The organism is Singulisphaera acidiphila DSM 18658 (assembly GCF_000242455.2).
GTDB classification, from domain to species: Bacteria; Planctomycetota; Planctomycetia; order Isosphaerales; family Isosphaeraceae; genus Singulisphaera; species Singulisphaera acidiphila.
The window spans coordinates 8,807,807-8,827,234 of the sequence record NC_019892.1 but is presented as its reverse complement, the minus strand read 5'-3'; the positions used below and the strand labels follow the sequence as shown (position 1 = coordinate 8,827,234).

Below are 19,428 nucleotides of genomic sequence, written 5' to 3'. Positions count from 1 at the left end.
ACCCCACGGAAAGGGGGCTTGCCCCCTCACTCCAGTCCGAACGCCTGGTTCAACTCGGAGATGACGGCGTCGGGCATCCGATGGATCGTGCCTTTGTTGAGGGCGAAGCCGTTGATCATCGCCTCGGCGGTCGACTCGAGGACTTCGAGCCGGTCGAATGCGTCGAGGACGCTGGAGCCGCAGACTTGGACTCCGTCGTTCTCGAAGATCAGGACCGGGTCGCGCAAGGAGGTCAGCCGGGCCAGTTCGCGACCGTCGCCCTGTTGGACGCCGTAGGGGATCCGGTGAACGTCCCGGAGAAAGATGTAACTTTCAGGAATCGTTCGTGGGTCGAGGGTCGTCGTCGTTACGCTGAAGGCCGTTGCGTTCACCGGGTAGGCGTTGACCACAGAGTGGATCTTGGGGTGGCTCTGATAGATCGCCTCATGGTTGCGGACCGCGGAACTGGGGACCTTGCCCTCTTCGGTCGCGCCTTTGTGGATGAGGACAATCGCGTCGGGGTCGAGCATGTTGCGGTCGACCCGGTGGGGGGTGATCAGGAATGAGTCGTCGTCGAGCCGGGCCGAGAATGCGCCTTCGGTACTGATCATCAGCCGTTGCTGATAACTGCGGCGGACGAACTCGCAGAGCTGCCGGCGCAGTTCTTTCTCACGGCTCGTGGCCGCCCCTGGCTGAAATAGGGCAGGGGACTTGGTGGAGGCTGAGGGCTGGGGCCGTCGCCCGGCCTGCTCGTCGTCGAGATAGCGGACCTCGCCGAGCAGGCTCGCCTTGATGATCGTCTTGGCGGTGAACTCGAGGGTCTCGAAGCGTTCGAAGGCCTCTTGGAGATTCGAACCGGCGGTCACGACGCCATGGTTCTCGAGCACCACGCAGTCGGATCCTGCCGCGAAGGTCTGGGCGATGTTGGCCCCCAGCGCCTGGCTGCCGGGGAGCGCGTAGGGGGCGAAGCCCGCCTCGCCGCAGATTTGCCTGGCCTGGGGCAGTAAACGTGTGTCGGGAGTGCGCCGGCAGATGCTGAAGGCGACGAGCGCGACCGGGTGCGCGTGGACGATCCCTCGGGCGTCGGGGCGGGCCTCGTAGATGGCACGGTGGAAGGGGAGCTCTGACGAAGGAGGATGTGGGCCGTCGACGGTTCCGTCCGCGCGAACGTGGACGATGTCCTCGCGGCGCAGGCTTCCCTTGTCGACGCGGGCGGGGGTGATCCAGAGGTCGCCCGCCTCGTCCCGGATCGAGAGGTTCCCGCCGGACGTGGTCGTCATCCGATAGCGGTAGATCCGCTCCATCGCGCGCATGATCTCGTCGCGCGGGTGGATAAGGTCGCGCTTTCGGCTCATCGTAGAGTCCCTTTTGTTGAGAGCGGGAGGCTTTTTTGGGGTGAACTGGGGTCCGTCTTCGGTTCGGACCCCAGCCCTGGGCGATCATCAATCCTTGAGCGGCTTGATGTCGATCTCGCGGAACTCCACCGGCTCGTTGTGCCCGGCGAAGCCGAAGTGGCCCGAGGTGCGGTCCTTGCCGGGGTGAGCGGAGTTGGCCATGTACTCGGTCACCTTGCTCACGTCGGCGTCCACGATCACGTTCCCGTTCAGTTCGACCTTGATCTTGGGCCCTTTGACCGTCACTTCCTGGAAGTTCCACTCGCCGACGGGGCGGAGATAGCCGCGCGTGGCCGGCACGATGCCGTAGACCGAGCCGTGGTACTGCCGGGGATCGAGCTTGGCGTACATATCGGCCGAGTCGTCGAGCACTTGCAGCTCGCACATGCCGGCATAGGCGGCGTTATCGTTCTCGTTGGTTCCCGGGTAGCGGATCGCCAGCCCGTTGTTGCCCCCCGGCGGCAGGCGGAACTGGACGCGGGCGGCGAAGTCGGAGAGTTCATCCTTGTGGAAGAGGACGCCTCCCTTATGCGGCCGGCAGCGGATGGCGCCGTCGACGACTTCGTAGCTGTTGACCGTCCCGGCCCAGCCTTCGAGGGTCTTGCCGTCGAAGATCGCGGTGAAACCTTTGTCGCCGTGCTCGGAGAGGATCTTGTTGGCCTCGGCGGCCGGGATCTCGCGGAGGAAGATGTTCCGCCAGCGGATTTCGCCACCGTGGGTCTGAAGCTGGATCGGGCCGCGAGCGAACAGCGGCAAGGCGCGATCCCAGAAGTTTTCCATCTGGGCGTGGTCGACCACGAGCTTGTCGTTGAGGTAGACCGTGATCCGGGCACCGACCAGGATGATCCGGAAGTGGTTCCACTCGCCGAACGGCTTGTCGGCCACGACGAGCGGGTCACGGCCCGGTGCGTCGTTGCTGTTGTTGAAGAGTCCACCTGATCCCTTCAGGCCGCCGATCGTGCTGCTGGGTCCTTCCGGGGTGCTGTCCCAGATCTGGACTTGAGGTGTCCCACGGAGGTAGATCCCGCTGTCCGCCTTGGGGACGGTCTTGTAGTCGATCAGCAACTCGAAATCGCCGTAGTCCTTATCCGTGGTCAGGTAAGCGCCGTGGCCGTCGTTGACGATGTCGTCGCCCTGGACGCTCCAGTGCTTCTTGGCGTCCTCGGTCCAGGCGGCGATCTGCTTCGTCCGCTCTTCCTCGCTCATGGCCGCGAGCGTGCGCGGGTCGAAGTGAGGCATTCCGTGCCAGCCGTTGAGATCTTTGCCGTTGAACAGGGCCGTGAACCCCTTGGGGGGCACGTTGAGGTCTTCCGCGGCCCGCGCCGGGCAGGGCGCGGTGAGAAGCGTGGCGACGCAGGCCGCCAAGGGGAGGAGAGCAGTGGGTCGGAACTTCATTTGGGAGAATCCAAAAGCCTTGGGTGGTGGGAATCGAGACCGGAGCCAACTGACCGAGGCCACGAACGCGACCCGAAGAGCCTGGGGGCGATCGGTTCCGGATCGTCGGAACCCATAGTCCCCGGCGGTCTTAGATCGAGAGCTCCGGCCGCTTGGCTCCGGTTTCTGGGAATCAGGCCAATTCGGGAGGGCGATTGTAACGCGCGCTGATCGCCGAGTCAGGAAGGTCCTGCCGACCGTCTCTTGGGGACGCCCGAAAAAGAAAGGCGGCCACCGTCCCAGGGCTTTAGTAAGCGTCGCTGCTGACGACCTCGCCCCCGGCGCGGGTGGCCAGAGCGGCCCAAGTCGGCTGGCTGATGGAGTCCTTGATGAACTTGACTGAGCCGTCTCCGAAGAGGACGTTGACTCCGCCGGAATGGCGGCTGCGGGCGGTCTTCCAGCCGTAGTCGCTACCGCGGAGGCAGTCGTAGGTCTTGCTGTTGGGCGTGATGAAGTGGGTGTAGAGCATGTTGCGCATGTCGCCCTGGATCCAGCCTCGGTTCCGCCAGCCGGAATAGCGGGTTGGTGACTGGCATTCGCCGACGGTCAGCGGCAGGTAGTTCGTGATCGGGGTGAACGGAATCTCGGTCTGGACGTTGACCGGGGTGGGCGAGCCGGGCTTGGGGATGTCGAAGCTGCCGGGGCCGAGCACGCTCTCGCTGAGCAGGGCGGTCTGGCTCGACCCGTCGCTGACTTGGGCCAGCGTCACCGACGAGTTGTAGAAGAAGGTGCCGTTGGGGTTGCCCCAGAGGGCCGATCCGCCATTGTTCTGGCCGTCGCCCGCGCAACCCATGTAGTTTCCCGGGGCGAAACCGGGTTGCACCGTCTGGCCGGTGTCGCTGGGACAGAGGAACAGCGCGACCTTCAGGTCGAAGACCGTTGTGTTGGGCAGAGTGGCGGCCCCAACCTCGTCGAAGACGGGGAAGTCGAAGTTCAAGGCGTTGTAGACCTGCGTCTGCTCCAGGAACGGGGAGAGCATGGCCAGGACCGAGTAGCGGTAGTGCTCGCCTCCGGCACCCCGAAGGACCCAGTAGTTGTTGACGGGCGCGACGATGGCGCCGAACGGGAACCGCCCCATGGTGTCGTGGTAGTTGTGCAACGCAATGCCAAGCTGCTTCAGGTTGTTGACGCACTGAGAGCGGCGGGCCGCCTCACGCGCCGCCTGCACGGCCGGCAAGAGCAGGGCGATCAAGACCGCAATGATCGCGATCACGACCAAGAGCTCGATGAGCGTGAAACCTCGGCGACGCATACGAATCTGATCCTTCACAAAAAGGGTCGGTGTGAAGATTTTCATAATCGTAATACCGCGCGATCGAGGGTTTGGCAAGGGACCGGAGCACTTTTCGCGGTCTTCTCAGCGAGTGGGGAGCGTCAGTTCCCTGTCTTCGTGGTCGAGGCCAACGTTGCTCTTCCAAAAGACAGGGAGCTGATGCTCCCCGCTCGCCTGGAGAATTTCAGGAGACGGCCTGGCTCACTTCTCTTCGGCGATCGGGATCGCGAAGGTCGCCACGTACGACTCGATGTCGAAGGCTTGCCGGTCTCCCGGCGCGGAGTCGAACTTGTACGTCACGTTCAAAACCCAGATCCCGGGCTCGGGCAGTTCGAGTGTGACCCGTCCGTCGGAGTCGGTCTCCGCTGCGGTCTCCGGGAGGCCGTCCGGGCTCAGGGTGGTGCTTGCCGCGTCGACTTTCACGCCGGCCAGCGGCTTCCCTTGGAACAGGACGCGGGCCTTGATCGGCTGGTCGGCCGAGTAGCCTTGCTTGCCCAACTGGCTTTCGACAACGATCTCCAGCTTGTGGCCGAGCGGCGCAGGCGATGGCCCTAAAGCTTCGCCACTGAGGATCAACGCTTTCGAGTACTGGTGCCCTTTCGTGCCGAGGAGAAGCTTTCCTCCCTCCGGAAGTTTGAGCTCGCTCTTGGGGACCCTGGCGAACGCCTGCTTCCCTGACGCGTCGGTATAAGTGGAATAGACCAATGGCTTGCGGGCGGTCGCCGCCTGGTAGAGGCCCGGCTCGTCGAAGATGACTTCGTTGGCATGGAGCGATTTGCCGGAGGTCCGCAGCGGCTTGACCGACCCCGTCGGGGTGTGGAGCTGAAGGAGGGCCAGGGCTTCGGCATCAATCAACTCGTCGACCGGCAGGAGGTGTCCGTAGCTTAGGTAAACCGTCCCCTTTGCGCCTTGCTCGACCACAGGGCGATTGACGAGCACGCGCAGGGTATGGGCCTGGGCGGCGAGTGTGGTGGTCAGGATCAACCCCAGAGATAGCAGCAGGGGACGCTTGATGGAACTCATAAAAGTCCTCGGTTCGGTGCCAGGGGGAAAAAGAGAGCGGGGGGCCGGATGAGTCAAGCCGCTCCCAACGGTTGGAGCCAAGGGAGTTAGCGCAGCCGTTCAAGGGCCTGTTGCGCGTCCCGCGCTGCGACCGGATCGAAGGCGGGATTGGTCGCGAGGGCTTGTGCTAGCAGCCGCTTCGCATCCTCGCGTTTGCCGAGCGCTTGAGCGATCGCCCCGGCATGGTAGAGCACCAGCGGGTCGCGGGTCCCGACCGTGAGCGCGGGGCCGAGGATCTCCCAGGCCCGGCCGGTATCGCCACGGCGGTGGAGGACCCAGGCGAGCGTGTCGCGTGCGTAGATGTCGGGGCCGTCCTTGTAGGCGGCCTCGGCCAGGGTCAGGGCCTCGTCGGAGGTTTCTCCCCGGTCGATGAGGATCAGAGCACGGGCGCGGCGGTAGGCCGGCTTGTTCTCAGAGAGGCGCAAGGCTCGATCGAAGTGGCGGCGGGCCGTCTTCGGGTCGTTCTTGGCCAGGGAGAAGGCCGCGAGATTGGCGAGGCTGGTCGGGTCGCTCGCGCGGGCGGCGACACCTCGCCAGGTCCGCTCGGCCCGGGCGTTATCCCCCTTCGCCGCGTAGACCTGTGCCAGGCCGGCGGTGGCCCCGGCGGCAAACATTCGCGGGTCGGACTCGTCATGCGGGATTCCCTGCTCATGCAGCTTGGCGTGGGCCTGGTTGACCAGCGATACCGCCTTCTGGAACTGTTCCTTCGCCGGGTCGAGCCGGCCGGCCCGGAAGGCCAGTTCTCCAAGCCTTGTCCGGTACTCCGCCAGAGCGCTGGCCCCCTCCACGGTCTCGGTCGAGGCGAGCGACTTCCGTTTTGCCTCCACGGCCTCGGTCATGAGCCCGATCGCCCGATCGAGATTACCTTGCGCCTCCGCGGCGCGGGCGAGGATCTCGAGGGCAGCCGGGTCGGCCACGCCCGCGCCAGGTTTGGCAAGGGTCGTCTCAGCCTCGCGATAGCGGCCGGTGCCCAGGTAGGCTCTTGCCAGCAGGGTTCGTGCCTCGAGGTCCTTCTCGGCTTGGGAGTCCCCTTTTTCGAGGAGGCTGAGCGCTTCGCGGTATCGCCCTGCGTCGATCAACTTCGCCGTTTCGTGAGCCGGCGATTCGCGCTCGACGGCCAGGCAGGGCGTGCCGAACGCGAATATGGCCAGAATGGAAAAGAATGTGTTTTTGTAATTAGATTTGGTAATCATGAAATTCTGCCCATTGTGAATCTGAGCGTTAGCCGACGACCGGATAGCGGCGCATGGCAGCAAGTCCGATCGAGCCGATGACCAGGGTGGGGAGGATGAGTCCCGCCAGGCCGACCGAGGCGCGGGAGGCGACCGCGCCGAGCGGCTCTTCGCGGAAGGAGAAGGCCGGGATCCGCGCCAGGTCGTCGCGGCGGATCAGTTCGCCCGCCAGGATTTTGGGGCGGAAATAAGCCCGCCAGCCCTCGTGGAATTGATCGACCTGCGCGGCGAAGTGTGTGTACCGCGCCGAGCCGGTGCCTGCCACATCCTGCAAAGCCTCCAGGGTGGCGATCGCGGGCGAGAGAAAACGGAGCCGGTCGACGAGCCGTTGCTGATGCCCCAACTGGGTCTCGAAGCGGCTCAAGACGGCGGCGACTCCCGCTTCGGAGGCATCCTGAACGGCCAGTGACTGGATGGCGAACTCACTCGCCTCAGCTTGTCCACGGGCCAGCTCGGGGTGGGCTTCAAGGAACTTGGCGTTGAGCTTGGGGCCGTCTGCCTTCGCCTGGTCGGAGGCCTCCCGGACGGTCTGGATCAACTCGATCCGGGACGGCACCGGGTAGGCGATGCGGACGAACAGCGACGCCAACGCCGGGACGACCGCGACCAGCAAGAACCAGGTGCCGGCCAGCGCCAGCGCATTGGTCGCCGAGCTTCGTCCGAGGGCGTTGATCGCCACGGCCAGCGCGAACCAGAAGGCACCGTAGGCGGCGACCACGGCCAGCCAGAGGCCCAGCCGCGTCAGGCCGTCGCCCGTGGTCGGACCGCCGGCCAAGAGGTATCCTCCGATCGAGATCGCCACTGCGAGGCCAACCACCGCGAGCCCACGCGCCAGCACTTTGCCCAGGACGAGCGTTCGCCGCCCCACGGGTTGCGAGAGGACGATGACAAGCGTCCCCTGCTCCTTCTCGCCCGACAGCAGGTTATAACCCAGGGCCAGGATCACGAGCGGGTAGAGGACGACCACGACAAACCCGAGGTCGAACCGCCCTGACATCAGGTGGGTCGGGTTCTCGATCTCATCATGGGCGAGGGCTGACTGGCGGTTCGCCGTCGTCACCAGCGCGTAGTACGGGTAAAGGTCACTCTGACCGATCACCAGCGACGCCAACGGCCCCGGTGGCATGGCGGCGTAGCGGGCCCCGAGCGAGAGACCGACCTGGTCGGCCGGAAGGCCCGGCCCGTCGCCGGGCGAGGTCAGGCGGTTTCGCAGCGCCTTGAACCGATCGGACTCTTCGCGAGCGGCGGCGTTCAGGGTCGCTCGCTGGAAGGCGGCCCATGTGACGCCGTTGAGGACGCCATAGCCGACGACGACCGCGAGGAGGATCCCGACGGCCAGGAGCGTCCGGTCCACCGCCAGCAACCGGACCTCGTGCCGCATGATTCTTCTGAGGAGCATTGCGGGGCCTTGATGCTTGAATATGAGGATTCAGTCGACCCGCAGAGTCCGGGCCGAACGGCGAACCAGTCCGGTGGCCACGATCAGCCACAACAGCAACGACGACCAGGCGAGGCCTTGACGTGCGAGAGTCGAACGCAGGCCCGGGGGCTGATATCGGAATTCCGGCATGCTTCGCCAGAGTTCCGGCTCCGCCTGGTACATGAAGCCCAGGTCGGCCCCGTTGCGTTCCAGGTCGACGTTCAAGGCCCGGACCAGGGTCCGACGATAGGCTTCGGCCGAGTCGGCAAAGTCGCGAGCCCGGGCGTTGTCGGTCCCGGCCAGGGCCATCGACAACTCGCGGACCGCCAGGGTTGGGAACACGAAGCCGAGGGTTTTCCGGAGCGAGTCCTGCCCCTCGAATGCTTGCCAGAGGGCTCCGTAGTGGCGATCGAAGACGGAGTTGCCGTATTCCTCGCCCGCCTGGAGGGCGATCCCTTGAAAGTTGATCGGCAGGTCTTCCACGGTCTCGACGTTGTACTTTTTGAGGGTGTCTTGCTTGAGCCGTTCGATCCGGGCGTCTTCCGGGTCGTGCCCGTCGACGCCTGCCTTGATGTCGCGGCGGATCGCGTCGGCGAACTGAAGTGCCGATGGTGTCGGGACCGCGCGACGCGCCAGGTCGGTCGCCAGCCGAGGGGCGACCATCGCATTGACGATCCAGAAGCCGAGCAGCACGATCAGGGCGACTCGTGAGGAGCCGGCGAGCGCTGAGACCAACAGCGAAACGGCGAGGAAGATCCCCAGGTAAATCGCATACCCCGTGAACAGGGCGAGCGAGTGTGGCCAGGTCCGGATTGCCTCTGGTCCGCCCAAGACCACCACCGCCACGCCCAGGGCCACCGCCGGCGCGGCGATCAGCCCCAGGGCCACGGTGAGCCCCAAGGCTTTGCCGGCGACGAGCGTCCTTGGCCGGACGCCGAGGCTCATCACCTGCCGGAGCGTCCCCTGCTCGCGCTCGCCCGCGATGGCCGGAAACGTGAGGAAGATGATCAGGAGAGGCATGAGTACTTGTAGAGTCGATGCGGCGGTGAGCTCGCCGAATCGCTGCAGCGCGGTCGCATCGCGGGCCGGCCGGTTCCCCACCTCGTTGCGGCGATGCGCCTCCAGGTGGACCGAGACGCCGGTGTATGGGTCGACGCCCGGGTCGACGAACGCGAGCGGCGGCTTGGGCTTGAAAACGTAGAGTCCGTAGTGCGCCGCGGCGTGCGGGTTCTTCTCCTCCTGGTCGTTAAAATGCTCTCGAGCTTCGGCTTGCGCCCGGTCGTGCTCATCGCGGAGCTCGCGCCAACTGCGCCAGCCCACGGCCGTCGCAGCCACCAGCAGCACCGTGACGATCGCCGCCGACCAGCGGAACCGGCCGTCGCGGATCAGGTCGCAGAATTCTTTGCGCGCGATGCGAAGGATCATGGATGGCCGCCCCGCGAGACCCTTTACGATTGAAATTGAACGAGAATCAATCGTGCATGTGTTCCAGGTAGATGCGTTCCAGGTCGGCGTGCCCGACCTCGTCGGTTTCCAGGCTCGCGACCATTCGCCCGCGCTTCATGATCCCGACCCGCGTGCCGGTCTCCTTGGCGTGGAACAGGTCGTGGGTGGCCATCAGTACGGCGACGCCCCGGTCGCGCAGAGTGCGGAGCAGGTTGGCGAACTCGTTGGAGGCCTTCGGGTCGAGCCCTGAGGTCGGCTCGTCGAGCAGGAGCGACTCGGCATGCTTGGCCAGCGCGATCGCGATCCCGACCTTCTGCCGCATCCCCTTCGAGTATGTCCCGACCCGACGTTCCGCCGCCTCCTCGGGGAGGCCCGACTGGCGGAGGAACTCACGCAGCTCGGTCGGCGAATACTCCTCGTGGCCGGCTAGCGCTGCGAAGTACGACAGGTTCTCGAGCCCCGAGAGGTTTTTATAGAGTATCACCGTCTCGGGGATGTAGGCGACGTACTTCTTCGTCTCCAGGGGATTGGCGACGACGTCGACCCCTCGGATCGTCACACTTCCCGAGGTTGGCGCGATGAAGTTCAGGAAGAGGTTGATGGTCGTCGTCTTGCCGGCGCCATTGGCCCCCAGCAGGCAGAAGATTTCGCCCGCCTGCACGGAGAGGTCGAGCGAATCCAGAGCCGTGAACCCGTTGTACGTCTTCGTGAGTGACCGAGCTTCGAGCATGGGCAGGGCAACTCCATGGGGACTCTGAAATCGGCCGCTCCACAAGGACCTGATCGCGGTCCGAGGCTCTGCAGATGAACTTTTTGGGTTACGATTCTCAAAATCGTAATACTGAACGAAGGCCAGATCATAGACGGTCGACCACCCGCTTGCAAGGGTTGGACCTCTTGTCTTCAGGAGAGTTGCCAGGTCATGAAGAATCGTTCTGGAGGGTGGGCGACCTCGTCTTCGCGTTTCCGGATCGGGGGCCTTGTGCGCCGGACACCCCCTTGATTTGAAGGCGTCTACGATGTGGCTCTGAGGGGGCGAGCGCAGTCGGTCCCGAAGCGCCGCGAGGGTGGCTGGCGTGATTCGCCGGCCACCCTCGCGCCTAGTTCGTCTTGCGTTGCGAAACGTGTGGTTTCAGGAGAGAGACCAACCCTTGCGGTACTCACGGCGGATGAACGGCTCTGCTTCGGGGGCGTTCGGGGCGTAGAGCTTCTCCGCGTCCCACTCGATCTTCTTGCCGGTGCGATAGGCGACGTTGCCCAGGTGGTTGGCCTCGGTGAGCCAGCCGGCGTAGTCGAAGTTGCTCATCGTCGGCGAGCCGGTCTTGCAGGCTGCCACCCACTCGTCCCAGTGCCCGATCGACTTCGGGATGAACGGCTCGGGGGGCTTGAAGTCGACGAAGTCCTTCTCGGGAAGGAGCTTGTGCTTACCGTAATCGGCCAGGATCATTCCCTTGGAGCCGATGAACAGCATGCCGTTTTCCCACTTGGGGATGCCGCCTTCGGTCCAGATCTTGGGCTTATCCTCGCCTTGGTGCCAGGTCAGCGAAACGGCGGGCATGTCGCCGCGTGCGTCATATTCGTACTTGGCGTGCATTGAAGCCGGTGCGATCTCCGGGTGGGGCGGCGGGCCGAATGCCTCGATGGTCCGAGGTGCCCGGAGCTTCAGGGCCCAGAACGGCAGGTCGTTCCAGTGGCTTCCCAGGTCGCTCATCGTGCCGTTGCCGAAATCCCACCAACGATACCACTTGGGGCCGGGGAAGTAGGCGTCGGCGAACGGCCGGCTGGGGGCGGGGCCGATCCAGAGGTCCCAGTCCAGGCCGGCCGGGATCTCCGAGGATTCGCGGGGCCGCTCCACGGTGGAGAGTCCGCCGAGGTCGAGCGTCTTCGCCTTCGCTGGATCTTGCCAGCCCCAGGCTCGCGAGACCCAGACGTGAACCTCGGTCACCGGGCCGATGGCGTTGGTCTGGATCAGCTCGATGACGCGGCGAAAGTTTTCGGTCGCGTGCATCTGGTTGCCCATCTGCGTCGCCACCTTGGCTTTGGCGGCGGCGAGGCGGATGATCCGAGCCTCGGCGATGTTGTACGTCAGCGGCTTTTCGCAGTAGACGTGCTTGCCGAGTTGGAGGGCCGGAAGCGTGGCGAAGGCGTGGGTGTGCTCGGCCGTGCTCACGACGACCGCGTCGAAATCCTTGGCATGATCATAGACCTTGCGGAAATCCGCGAACTGCTTCGCCTTCGGGAAGGTCAGCGCGGCCTTGGCGACCGCCGGCTCATAGACGTCGCAGAGCACCACGATGTTCTCGCCTGCGAACTGCTCGAGGTTGTGAGCCCCTCGGCCGCCGGTGGCGATCATGGCGATGTTGAGCTTCTCGTTCAGGTTCCGGCCTCGAACGACGGCAGGGGCGGCGAACGCCCCAATCGCCGCGCCCGCCACGACCTGAGCGAACTGGCGGCGTGTGGGCTTGGACTTCGGCTGTTCGGCCGACGAAGAAGAGGTCTGGTCCATTTGAGCTGGCTCCAGTTTGACCCGTTCGAACCGCGTGACCCAAAGGGGTGGGCTCCCACCCCTTTCGCGTCCCACATGATGGACCGCGCCTTGAGCCGTCGCAAGCCCTCACCACGACTCTGTTACCTTTCTGGTACGTATTTGCGCGAGTGCGTGATATCGAAATTCTTCGGTCCCTGGGCTCTCAGGCTTTCCGTCAGGTCGTATGAATGTTATTGCTCTTGTGCTGCGATTTGCTGAACGGCGTAACGTTAGATAGTAAAAGGGCTTAAGGGATGTGATGGGGTAGTGCCAAGTCGATCCCGGACTTGGTGAGGATCGGGCCCACTCGCTGTCAATCTCAAGGGATTTGGCCGTATAAGAATCCGAGCAGCAATCGGTTCACCCACCATTTCACCGCAACCCATCAGCCGACGATTCCACTCCAATCGTGGCCCACCAGCGCGACGCGTAGCCACCCGGTTGATCTTGCGGAAAGAAGGAACATTCGACCGCCTCGACGACTTTATTAGAGTTAGGAAGTCCATCGAGCACCGAGGGGGCGAGGCCAGTGGCACAGATACGGAATGGGACCGTCCTGAAGCAGATCCGTTCATTGTTCAACCTGGGAGCAACGGCCGCCCTGACGGACGGGCAACTCCTGGAGCAATTCGCCACACGGCGCAACGAGTCTTCGGAACTGGCCTTCGCGGCACTGGTCGAGCGCCACGAAGCGATGGTCCTCCGCGCTTGCCGCGGCATCGTGCAGGATGAGCACGATGCGCAGGATGCGTTTCAGGCGACCTTTCTCATCCTCGTGCGGAGAGGCGGGACGCTCTGGGTACGCGACTCCCTCGGCCCTTGGCTTCATCGAGTCGCCTGCCGTGTGGCGACTCGTGCCCGACTGGCGACGGACCGGCGGCGGGTGGCCGAGCGAGGAGCCGTCGAGTTGGCGCGAGACCGGGCCCGGACCCCGGCTCAGGATGACCGATGGCGGGTGATTCATGAGGAGATCGATCGGCTCTCGGATCGTTACCGCATCCCGATCCTTCTCTGCGATGTCGAAAACCGAACCTACGAGGAAGCTGCCCGACATCTTGGCTGCCCCATCGGCACGGTCAAGAGTCGGCTGGCTCGTGGCCGCGAGCGGCTACGCGGAAAGCTCGCTCGCCGAGGAGTATTCCCAGCCGCGGGCCTGGTTGGGCTCGCTCTCCTGCCGGAAACGGCGTGGGCTGGAGTCCCCGTCGCGCTGAGAGAGAGCACATACCGGGCGGCGGCCTGGTTTGTGACAGCCAAGGGAACGAGCGGACCATTCTCGGCGGCTGTCGTGGCACTTGAAGAAGGAGTATCGAGAACCATGGTTATGATCAAACTCGGTAAGATTGCATCCGCCGGGCTCGTCCTCGGGGTCATTGCGATCGGCGGGGGAACACTCATCCGGATGGAAAGCCATCAGCAGGTGATGGCCAATGGGGTCGCGGATGCTCCGAAGGAAGACGACCCCAGGGCTGACCTGGATACAATCCAAGGCACATGGGTCAGGATCTCCACAGACGGTCGCAAGGCTGACAGAACGTGCAGAATGGTCGTCAAGAAGGCGATAGGCCAGCCGAAGAGCAACGTCCCGGACAGCGCTTCGGCATTCGACTTCGAGTGGAAAACGGACGGCGAAGTGGGCGGAAGCCACAACCGCGGTCTGCTGGACCCGACCGGAAGCCCCAAGATGCTCGACTTCATTCCGGAACCCGAAGGGGAAGAAGGGGTGCCTGCGATTGCGCTGGGGATTTACAAGTTGGAGGGAGACACCTTGACGGTTTGCTTCATGAACGAAAAATCCAAGCGCCCGACGGAATTTGTCGCTGGGAGGCAGGGGGTGACGCTCGACGTCTATCGTCGCGTGACGCCCTGATGAGAGAAAAGTGATCCAGTCCGGAGTTGAACGAGACCGAGCCGGTGTTCCGTCAGGGCAATACAAATACGCGGTGATGCCGCAGCGGTGCGACACGGCGCGCACAGGCATCCGCGTGGCGGTGGAGGCGGCGTTGAGAAGTTACGGCCGACGACTCCGCCCGAGACGTGACCCGGTTACGCCGGGAAAAAAAGGTGATCCCCAGCCGGAGATCACCCTCCCGGCGATCCTTCGTTTCTCGATTGACGTGTGGTGATGATGAGCGTCTGCCGGCGGTGGGTCAGGCCAGGGCTTCCAACGTTTCCCAACGCTCGTAGGCCAGAGCCAGGTCACGCTCCAAGGTCTCGAGCCGCTCCTTGGCCTCGGCGATCTCGGCTCCATCCTTACGGTAGAAGGCGGGATCGGCCATCGTTTCGTGCAGTTCCCGTTGCGCTTCTTCGAGCTTATGAATTCGCTTGGGGAGGTCGTCGAGTTCCCGCCGTTCCTTACCGTTGAGCTTTCGGGGCCGCTCGGCCGGAGCGTTTTCCTTGGTCGGTCCGGAGGCGACTCGTTCCTTGGATTCGGCCGGTTTTTCGGCCGGGCGCTGCCTGAGGTAGTCGTCGTAGCCGCCGTCGTACTCCTTGACCTGGCCGTCGACCTCGATCGCCAGGGTGCTGGTCACGACGTCGTTGAGGAAGGCACGGTCGTGGCTCACCATGAGCACCGTTCCCTGATACTCGACGATCAGGCTCTCGAGCAGTTCGAGGGTCTCGATGTCGAGGTCGTTGGTCGGCTCGTCGAGCACCAGGACGTTCGAGGGCTTGGTGAACAGCTTGGCCAGGAGCAGGCGGCTCCGTTCCCCGCCGGAAAGCACTCGGGCCAGGCACCGCGACCGTTCGGGGGGGAAGAGGAAGTCCTGGAGGTAGCCGATGATGTGCCGGGACTGGCCGTTGATCGTGATCGTGTCGTAGCCGTCGGAGACGTTCTCCTGGACCGTCTTCTCCTCGTCGATGGTGGCCTTCAACTGGTCGAAGTAGGCGACTTCAAGGTTCGTTCCCTGGCGCACCGTCCCCTCTTGGGGCTCCGATTGTCCCAGCAGGAGCCGGATCAGGGTCGTCTTACCCGAGCCGTTGGGCCCGATGATCCCGACCTTGTCGCCGCGCATAATCGTGGTCGTCAGGTCCCGGATCACTGTGCGGTCGCCGTAGCCGGCGGCAGCGCCTTTGGCCTCGATCACGAGGCTGCCCGACCGCTCGGCCTCCTGGACCTGCATTTTCGCCGTGCCCGAGCGTTCCCGCCGCCGCTGCCGGGCGTCGCGCATCGCCTTCAAGGCTCGGACCCGCCCCTCGTTCCGGGTCCGCCGCGCCTCGACCCCCTTACGGATCCAGACTTCCTCCTGGGCCAGCCGCTTGTCGAAGAGGGCATTTTGCCGGCTCTCCGCGTTCAGGACCTCTTCGCGCCGTTGGAGGAACGTCGGATAGTCGCAGGCCCAGTCGTGCAGCGCACCACGGTCGAGCTCGACGATCCGGGTCGCCAGCCGTTCCAGGAACACGCGGTCGTGCGTGACGAAGATCAAGGTGCCGCCGAAGCGGAGCAGGAAGTCTTCGACCCAGCGAATCGACTCGATGTCGAGGTGGTTCGTCGGCTCGTCGAGCAGAAGGATATCGGGCTCGGCCACCAGGGCCTTTGCCAGGAGGACCCGGCGCTTCATTCCCGAGGAGAGGGCCTCGAATCGAGCGTCGGGGTCCAACCCCATCCGCGAGATGATCGTGTCGACCCGATAGTCCACCCCGTGCCCCGGGTCGTCGAGTCCACCGGCCACTTCATCGGCGACCGTGTTTTCCTGAGCCCGGGGAACTTCCTGCGGCAACCGCGCGATCCGGAGCCCTTGCTGGCGGATGACTTCCCCTTCGTCCGCCTGGATCTCCCCTTCAATGACCCGCAGCAGCGTGCTCTTCCCCTCGCCGTTGCGTCCGAGCAGACAGAGCCTCTCGCCCCGCTCGACCTGGATGCTGACCTGATCGAGCAGCCGAGGACCACCGAAGGCCAGGCTGACGTCTCGCAAGCTGAGTAATGCCATGGATCCTCTTGCCATCAACGGTCGAGCGACCCTCGTCGGCCTGACTCCGAGATGGGGCGCGCAGGTCGGTCGCTAATGGCCAACGTAACAAAGGGAGGGTCCAAAGATCGAGGCGAACTCCCCGTCTCTCGAAAAAAAGGGCGTCCTACGCGCATTCTTGGTGCATGCCGGGAAGGCTGTGCCCTGTCGCAAATAGGGATCACAGACCGAGCGATTTTAGGCGGCTGGGGGCCGAGTCGAACCCCAGCTACTCAGAAATGAGCAATTTCGACGGATAAATCACACGACGCCTCCGGAAACCGCTCGAGGCAGTTCCTACTCGATCCCGTAGGACCGAGGCGCCTGTCGCCACAATTCCATGGCTTGCCCTGAAACGGGATCTCGGTCGGGGATCGGCAAGGTTGCAATCCGCAAGATCGCGTCCCGGGTTTCCGCTGCGGACGCTTGGTCGTCCCGGACCAGATCCCAACTGCGTCCTTCGGGATAGCCTCCGACGATGAACAGATCGCTCGACTCGCCGATCTGGATGTGCGACGTGCCAGCCGGCATCACGAGGACGTCGCCCGCCGAGAGCCTCACCTCAGGCCCGCCTTCACCGCCGAGACGGAGGTCCGAGTGCCCACGCGCGAAGCCAAGCACCTCGTGCGTGGTCGAATGGTAGTGATAGTAATTATAAACGGCCGGCTCACGCCAGTTGTTGAGCCAATTGTGCCGCCTAAAGGTGGCTTCGATCACGTCGGTGAGATCGCCGTCAGGTTCGCCCTTGATCGCGGCCCGGTAGATGAGCACGGGAAAGCGACTATTGGGAGCGTTTCCATTGGGCTCCAACTGCAGCGTTTCGAGACGGGGGCCGCCTTCAGCCATGGCTTTGCCTCATTGAGCCTCGGGAGGAAACGGCTTATTCTAATTCTGTGCTTTGCTTATGCAATCAAAATTGTTTTCAGATTCCTGGGTATCGAGGTCTGATAAAAGAAAACGGATGCTCGTTAAGAGTTTGAAGATGCGATTGAATTAATCTGCTTTGAAGAAATTGGGTCTCTGGCCCAGGAACGCTCACCCTTTCAGAGCAGCAAAATAGGGAGATGTTTTTCTGGCTGTCAGTCGCTCGATGTGCGTCCGACGCGAAGGTGGAGTTTCCAGCGGATTGCACGTCTCGCGCGTCGGCCGCGCCTCCAGGTTGCGGCGATTCGCTTCAACTGGGCGGCGACGAAGTCGGCGGCTTCCGGGTCATCTTCCGAGTCGGTGATCGCCTGCCAGGTGCGCAGGTGGCCGATCAAGGAGTCCAGGGGCCATGTCTCTTCGGCCACAAACTCGGGGGCGCGAAGCTCGATGAAGGGGAACGGAAGGTGCAAGTAGCCGTCGTCGATCTCGCGGCGGTCTGCGGGCCAGTAAGGAGCCAAGCAGGGGGCGTCGTAGAGTTCGTTGATCAACCTGTCGATCTGGCCTTGGTCGACGATGGGGAGGTCGTAGCACCAGACCGCGAGGACTCCGCCGGGAATGAGCACGCGCCGGGCTTCGGCGTAGAACGAATCGAGGTCGAAGCAATGAACCGCCTGGGCGGCCGTCAGCAGGTCGGCCGAGGCGTCGTCGAGGCCACTCCGCTCGGCGGGCTTGCGGCGGAACTCGACGCCAGGGTAGGGGTCGACGATGGCGATCTGCCGGTCTGACGCGTCGGTCGCGATCACCTGGCTAAAGTGGGCGGCCAGCCCTCGGGCCGCTTGGCCTCCACTGCCGGTTCCGCAGTCCCAGGCCCGCTCTTTGTGGGAGGCCAGGGACGCGAGATAACGGAAGAGGGCCTCGGGATACTTTGGGCTGTACTGCTTATATCGAGCGGCAACTACCCCGAAGAACTCGTCTGCATCGCGGTGCGGCATTCCACTGAACTCACAAATCGGTGCTTCGGATCCGGCTTGGCTCTGCTCTACGCGTGTCGTGAACTATCTCCGACCTGGCCCGAGACTGCAAGCCTTTCGGCGAGGCATCACCACTCTCTTGCCCGTCGCGGAGGCCCCGGCTAGTGTCGTCTCTCGCTACAATGGCCCTTCACGAGTACCAAGCGACGGGACGACCCAACCTCATGGCCACCATCCAACGCGAGGCTCCTCTGAATCCCTCAACGGGCGATATCGAGGGCCGAGGGAGCGGGTCTGATCTCTTCCGGGCGGTCGTCCTTGGCGCGATGGCAGGCGGCATGGGGTGGGGGATCCGCGGGCAGTACGGGCATGAAACGGGGGCGATGATCGCCGGGGTGCTGATCGGGTTCGTGGCGGTCCTCCTGTTCATTCCCCGCGCGCCGTCGTTGCGGGGGGCTCGCGCGGTGGCGCTGACGGCCGTTGGAATTGCCTTCGGCGGGTCGATGACGTACGGCCAAACGATCGGGCTGACGCACAGCCCACTCTTGGTCGGCAACTGGGCGGTGTTGCGCTGGGGGATGCTGGGCCTCTTCCTCAAAGGGGGGATCTGGTTTGGGTTCGCGGGGACCTTCCTCGGAATCGGGCTGGGCGGGAAGCGGTGGCGGCCGCTCGAGATGCTGGCGTTGCTGGTGGCGATGATGGGCTTGATCGTCGTGGGCATGCGGGTGCTGAACCAGCCGTTCGACCCCGCGCACCGGATCCTGCCGCCCCTCTATTTCTCGTTCGACTGGTATTGGCAGCCAAACGCGGGGCCTGAACTGAAGCCAAGGCCGGAAGTCTGGGGCGGGTTGCTGTTCGCCCTGGCCGGTCTAACCGCCTATGCCCAGTGGGTGCGCGGCGACCGGCTCGCACGCAACATGACTGGGGTCGGCTTCCTCGCGGGAGGTCTCGGGTTCCCGCTCGGCCAGTGCATCCAGGCGTTCTACGGCTGGAATCGAGAACTGTTCCAGTCCGGTGCCTGGCAGACGGTTGCGACTTACACCAACTGGTGGAACATGATGGAGACCACCTTCGGCGCGATCGGTGGTGGTGGGCTCGCCCTCGGGCTCTGGTGGAACCGTCGTCTGATCTCGGACGATCCGGCCGAGGACGAAGTCTCGATCACTCCCCCTTGGGAGTTCGCGATGGTGGCCGCTCACCTCATCCTGCTCGTCGGGGCGGAGTTCAGCCTGATTCCTGGCCTCTCCCCGTTCCTCGAGTTCGGGACCTGCATGGCGGTGCTGGCTCTCCCTGGAATTGTGGGTGGGAGGTACTGGCCCTACCTCTTCTCGCTGCCGATCGTGGCCGTGCCGATCGCGGGGAAGACGCTGTTGGCACTCGCGTATAAGGAGCAAGTGCTTTCTCGCCCGCTTGGCTGGGGTCTTCTCGTCGTGATACCGCTTGGTCTGGCCCTGGCCGTGGCGCTCCAACTCGTCCGACGGGGTCGGGCGGGGCAGCCGGCGGTCCGATTTGCGGCGACTGGGTTGCTGCTGACCACCTGGCTCTATTTCTCGCTCAACTTCGCATTCTTCCGCTGGCCCTGGCCTTGGGCCGAATGGACCAAGCGTACGCCCAACGCACTGATTTTCGCGGTCTGTGCAGTCGGTCTGACGGTAGCAGCCCTGAGAATGCCTCGTAGCACGGCCGGCTCCGCCGTTAGGGAATAATCCCTGTGTCCATCCGCTGGGAAATGTCCCAATCACGACGGACTTTTGTTTGTAGGTTGATGGCGATCGTTGCAAAAGATGGGTGTGTGATTCGCCTTGATTCGATGCGGGGAACGAGTATCCTCCATGCCCCCGAGCCGGCAGGCCCCGCGATCCGAACGCAATGGATTGGGGCT

Annotated in this window: 14 protein-coding genes; 2 read left to right on the top strand and 12 right to left on the bottom strand. The window is 64.1% G+C overall.

From position 1 onward, the window contains the following. Positions 1–26 precede the first annotated feature (26 nt). From SINAC_RS34245 to SINAC_RS34205, 9 genes are all read right to left on the bottom strand, one after another. On the bottom strand, positions 27–1,334 hold the full coding sequence (locus SINAC_RS34245) for a class II aldolase/adducin family protein (RefSeq protein ID WP_015250116.1): 1,308 nt from the start codon (positions 1,332–1,334) through the stop codon (positions 27–29). A gap of 87 nt (positions 1,335–1,421) precedes the next feature. Further along, positions 1,422–2,768: a 3-keto-disaccharide hydrolase gene (locus SINAC_RS34240; protein ID WP_015250115.1), complete on the bottom strand. Its 1,347-nt coding sequence runs from the start codon at positions 2,766–2,768 to the stop codon at positions 1,422–1,424. A 286-nt stretch (positions 2,769–3,054) separates the two neighbouring features. Beyond that, complete coding sequence (locus SINAC_RS34235) at positions 3,055–4,059, bottom strand: DUF1559 domain-containing protein (protein WP_015250114.1); 1,005 nt, start codon at positions 4,057–4,059, stop codon at positions 3,055–3,057. A 222-nt stretch (positions 4,060–4,281) separates the two neighbouring features. Next, positions 4,282–5,103, bottom strand: a complete 822-nt coding sequence (locus SINAC_RS34230; RefSeq protein WP_015250113.1) for a DUF4198 domain-containing protein — start codon at positions 5,101–5,103, stop codon at positions 4,282–4,284. Between the two features lie 86 nt (positions 5,104–5,189). After that, complete coding sequence (locus tag SINAC_RS34225) at positions 5,190–6,335, bottom strand: tetratricopeptide repeat protein (RefSeq protein WP_015250112.1); 1,146 nt, start codon at positions 6,333–6,335, stop codon at positions 5,190–5,192. A 28-nt stretch (positions 6,336–6,363) separates the two neighbouring features. Next, positions 6,364–7,755: an ABC transporter permease gene (locus SINAC_RS34220; RefSeq protein WP_044147306.1), complete on the bottom strand. Its 1,392-nt coding sequence runs from the start codon at positions 7,753–7,755 to the stop codon at positions 6,364–6,366. Positions 7,756–7,803: 48 nt separating this feature from the next. Continuing rightward, the gene (locus tag SINAC_RS34215; RefSeq protein WP_015250110.1) at positions 7,804–9,219 is read right to left on the bottom strand and encodes an ABC transporter permease; all 1,416 of its coding nucleotides are present in this window, start codon (positions 9,217–9,219) and stop codon (positions 7,804–7,806) included. 46 nt (positions 9,220–9,265) lie between these two features. Beyond that, positions 9,266–9,970 (bottom strand): ABC transporter ATP-binding protein, encoded by a 705-nt coding sequence (locus tag SINAC_RS34210; protein ID WP_015250109.1) that lies wholly within the window; start codon positions 9,968–9,970, stop codon positions 9,266–9,268. A 402-nt stretch (positions 9,971–10,372) separates the two neighbouring features. Then, positions 10,373–11,746 (bottom strand): Gfo/Idh/MocA family protein, encoded by a 1,374-nt coding sequence (locus SINAC_RS34205; RefSeq protein ID WP_015250108.1) that lies wholly within the window; start codon positions 11,744–11,746, stop codon positions 10,373–10,375. A gap of 550 nt (positions 11,747–12,296) precedes the next feature. Here SINAC_RS34205 and SINAC_RS34200 point away from each other — a divergent pair. Continuing rightward, entirely contained in the window at positions 12,297–13,634 is a 1,338-nt protein-coding gene (locus tag SINAC_RS34200; RefSeq protein WP_015250107.1) for a sigma-70 family RNA polymerase sigma factor, read from the top strand. Positions 13,635–13,914: 280 nt separating this feature from the next. Here the strand turns inward: SINAC_RS34200 and SINAC_RS34195 are convergent, their stop codons facing one another. From SINAC_RS34195 to SINAC_RS34185, 3 genes are all read right to left on the bottom strand, one after another. After that, entirely contained in the window at positions 13,915–15,693 is a 1,779-nt protein-coding gene (locus SINAC_RS34195) for an ATP-binding cassette domain-containing protein (protein WP_015250106.1), read from the bottom strand. Positions 15,694–16,008: 315 nt separating this feature from the next. Then, on the bottom strand, positions 16,009–16,557 hold the full coding sequence (locus SINAC_RS34190) for a hypothetical protein (protein ID WP_015250105.1): 549 nt from the start codon (positions 16,555–16,557) through the stop codon (positions 16,009–16,011). A gap of 233 nt (positions 16,558–16,790) precedes the next feature. Further along, on the bottom strand, positions 16,791–17,567 hold the full coding sequence (locus tag SINAC_RS34185) for a class I SAM-dependent methyltransferase (RefSeq protein ID WP_015250104.1): 777 nt from the start codon (positions 17,565–17,567) through the stop codon (positions 16,791–16,793). 203 nt (positions 17,568–17,770) lie between these two features. Here SINAC_RS34185 and SINAC_RS34180 point away from each other — a divergent pair, with 203 nt between their 5' ends. Beyond that, positions 17,771–19,252 carry a hypothetical protein gene (locus SINAC_RS34180; protein ID WP_202802862.1) on the top strand — a complete coding sequence of 494 codons (1,482 nt, stop codon included), beginning with the start codon at positions 17,771–17,773 and terminating at the stop codon, positions 19,250–19,252. Positions 19,253–19,428 lie beyond the last annotated feature (176 nt).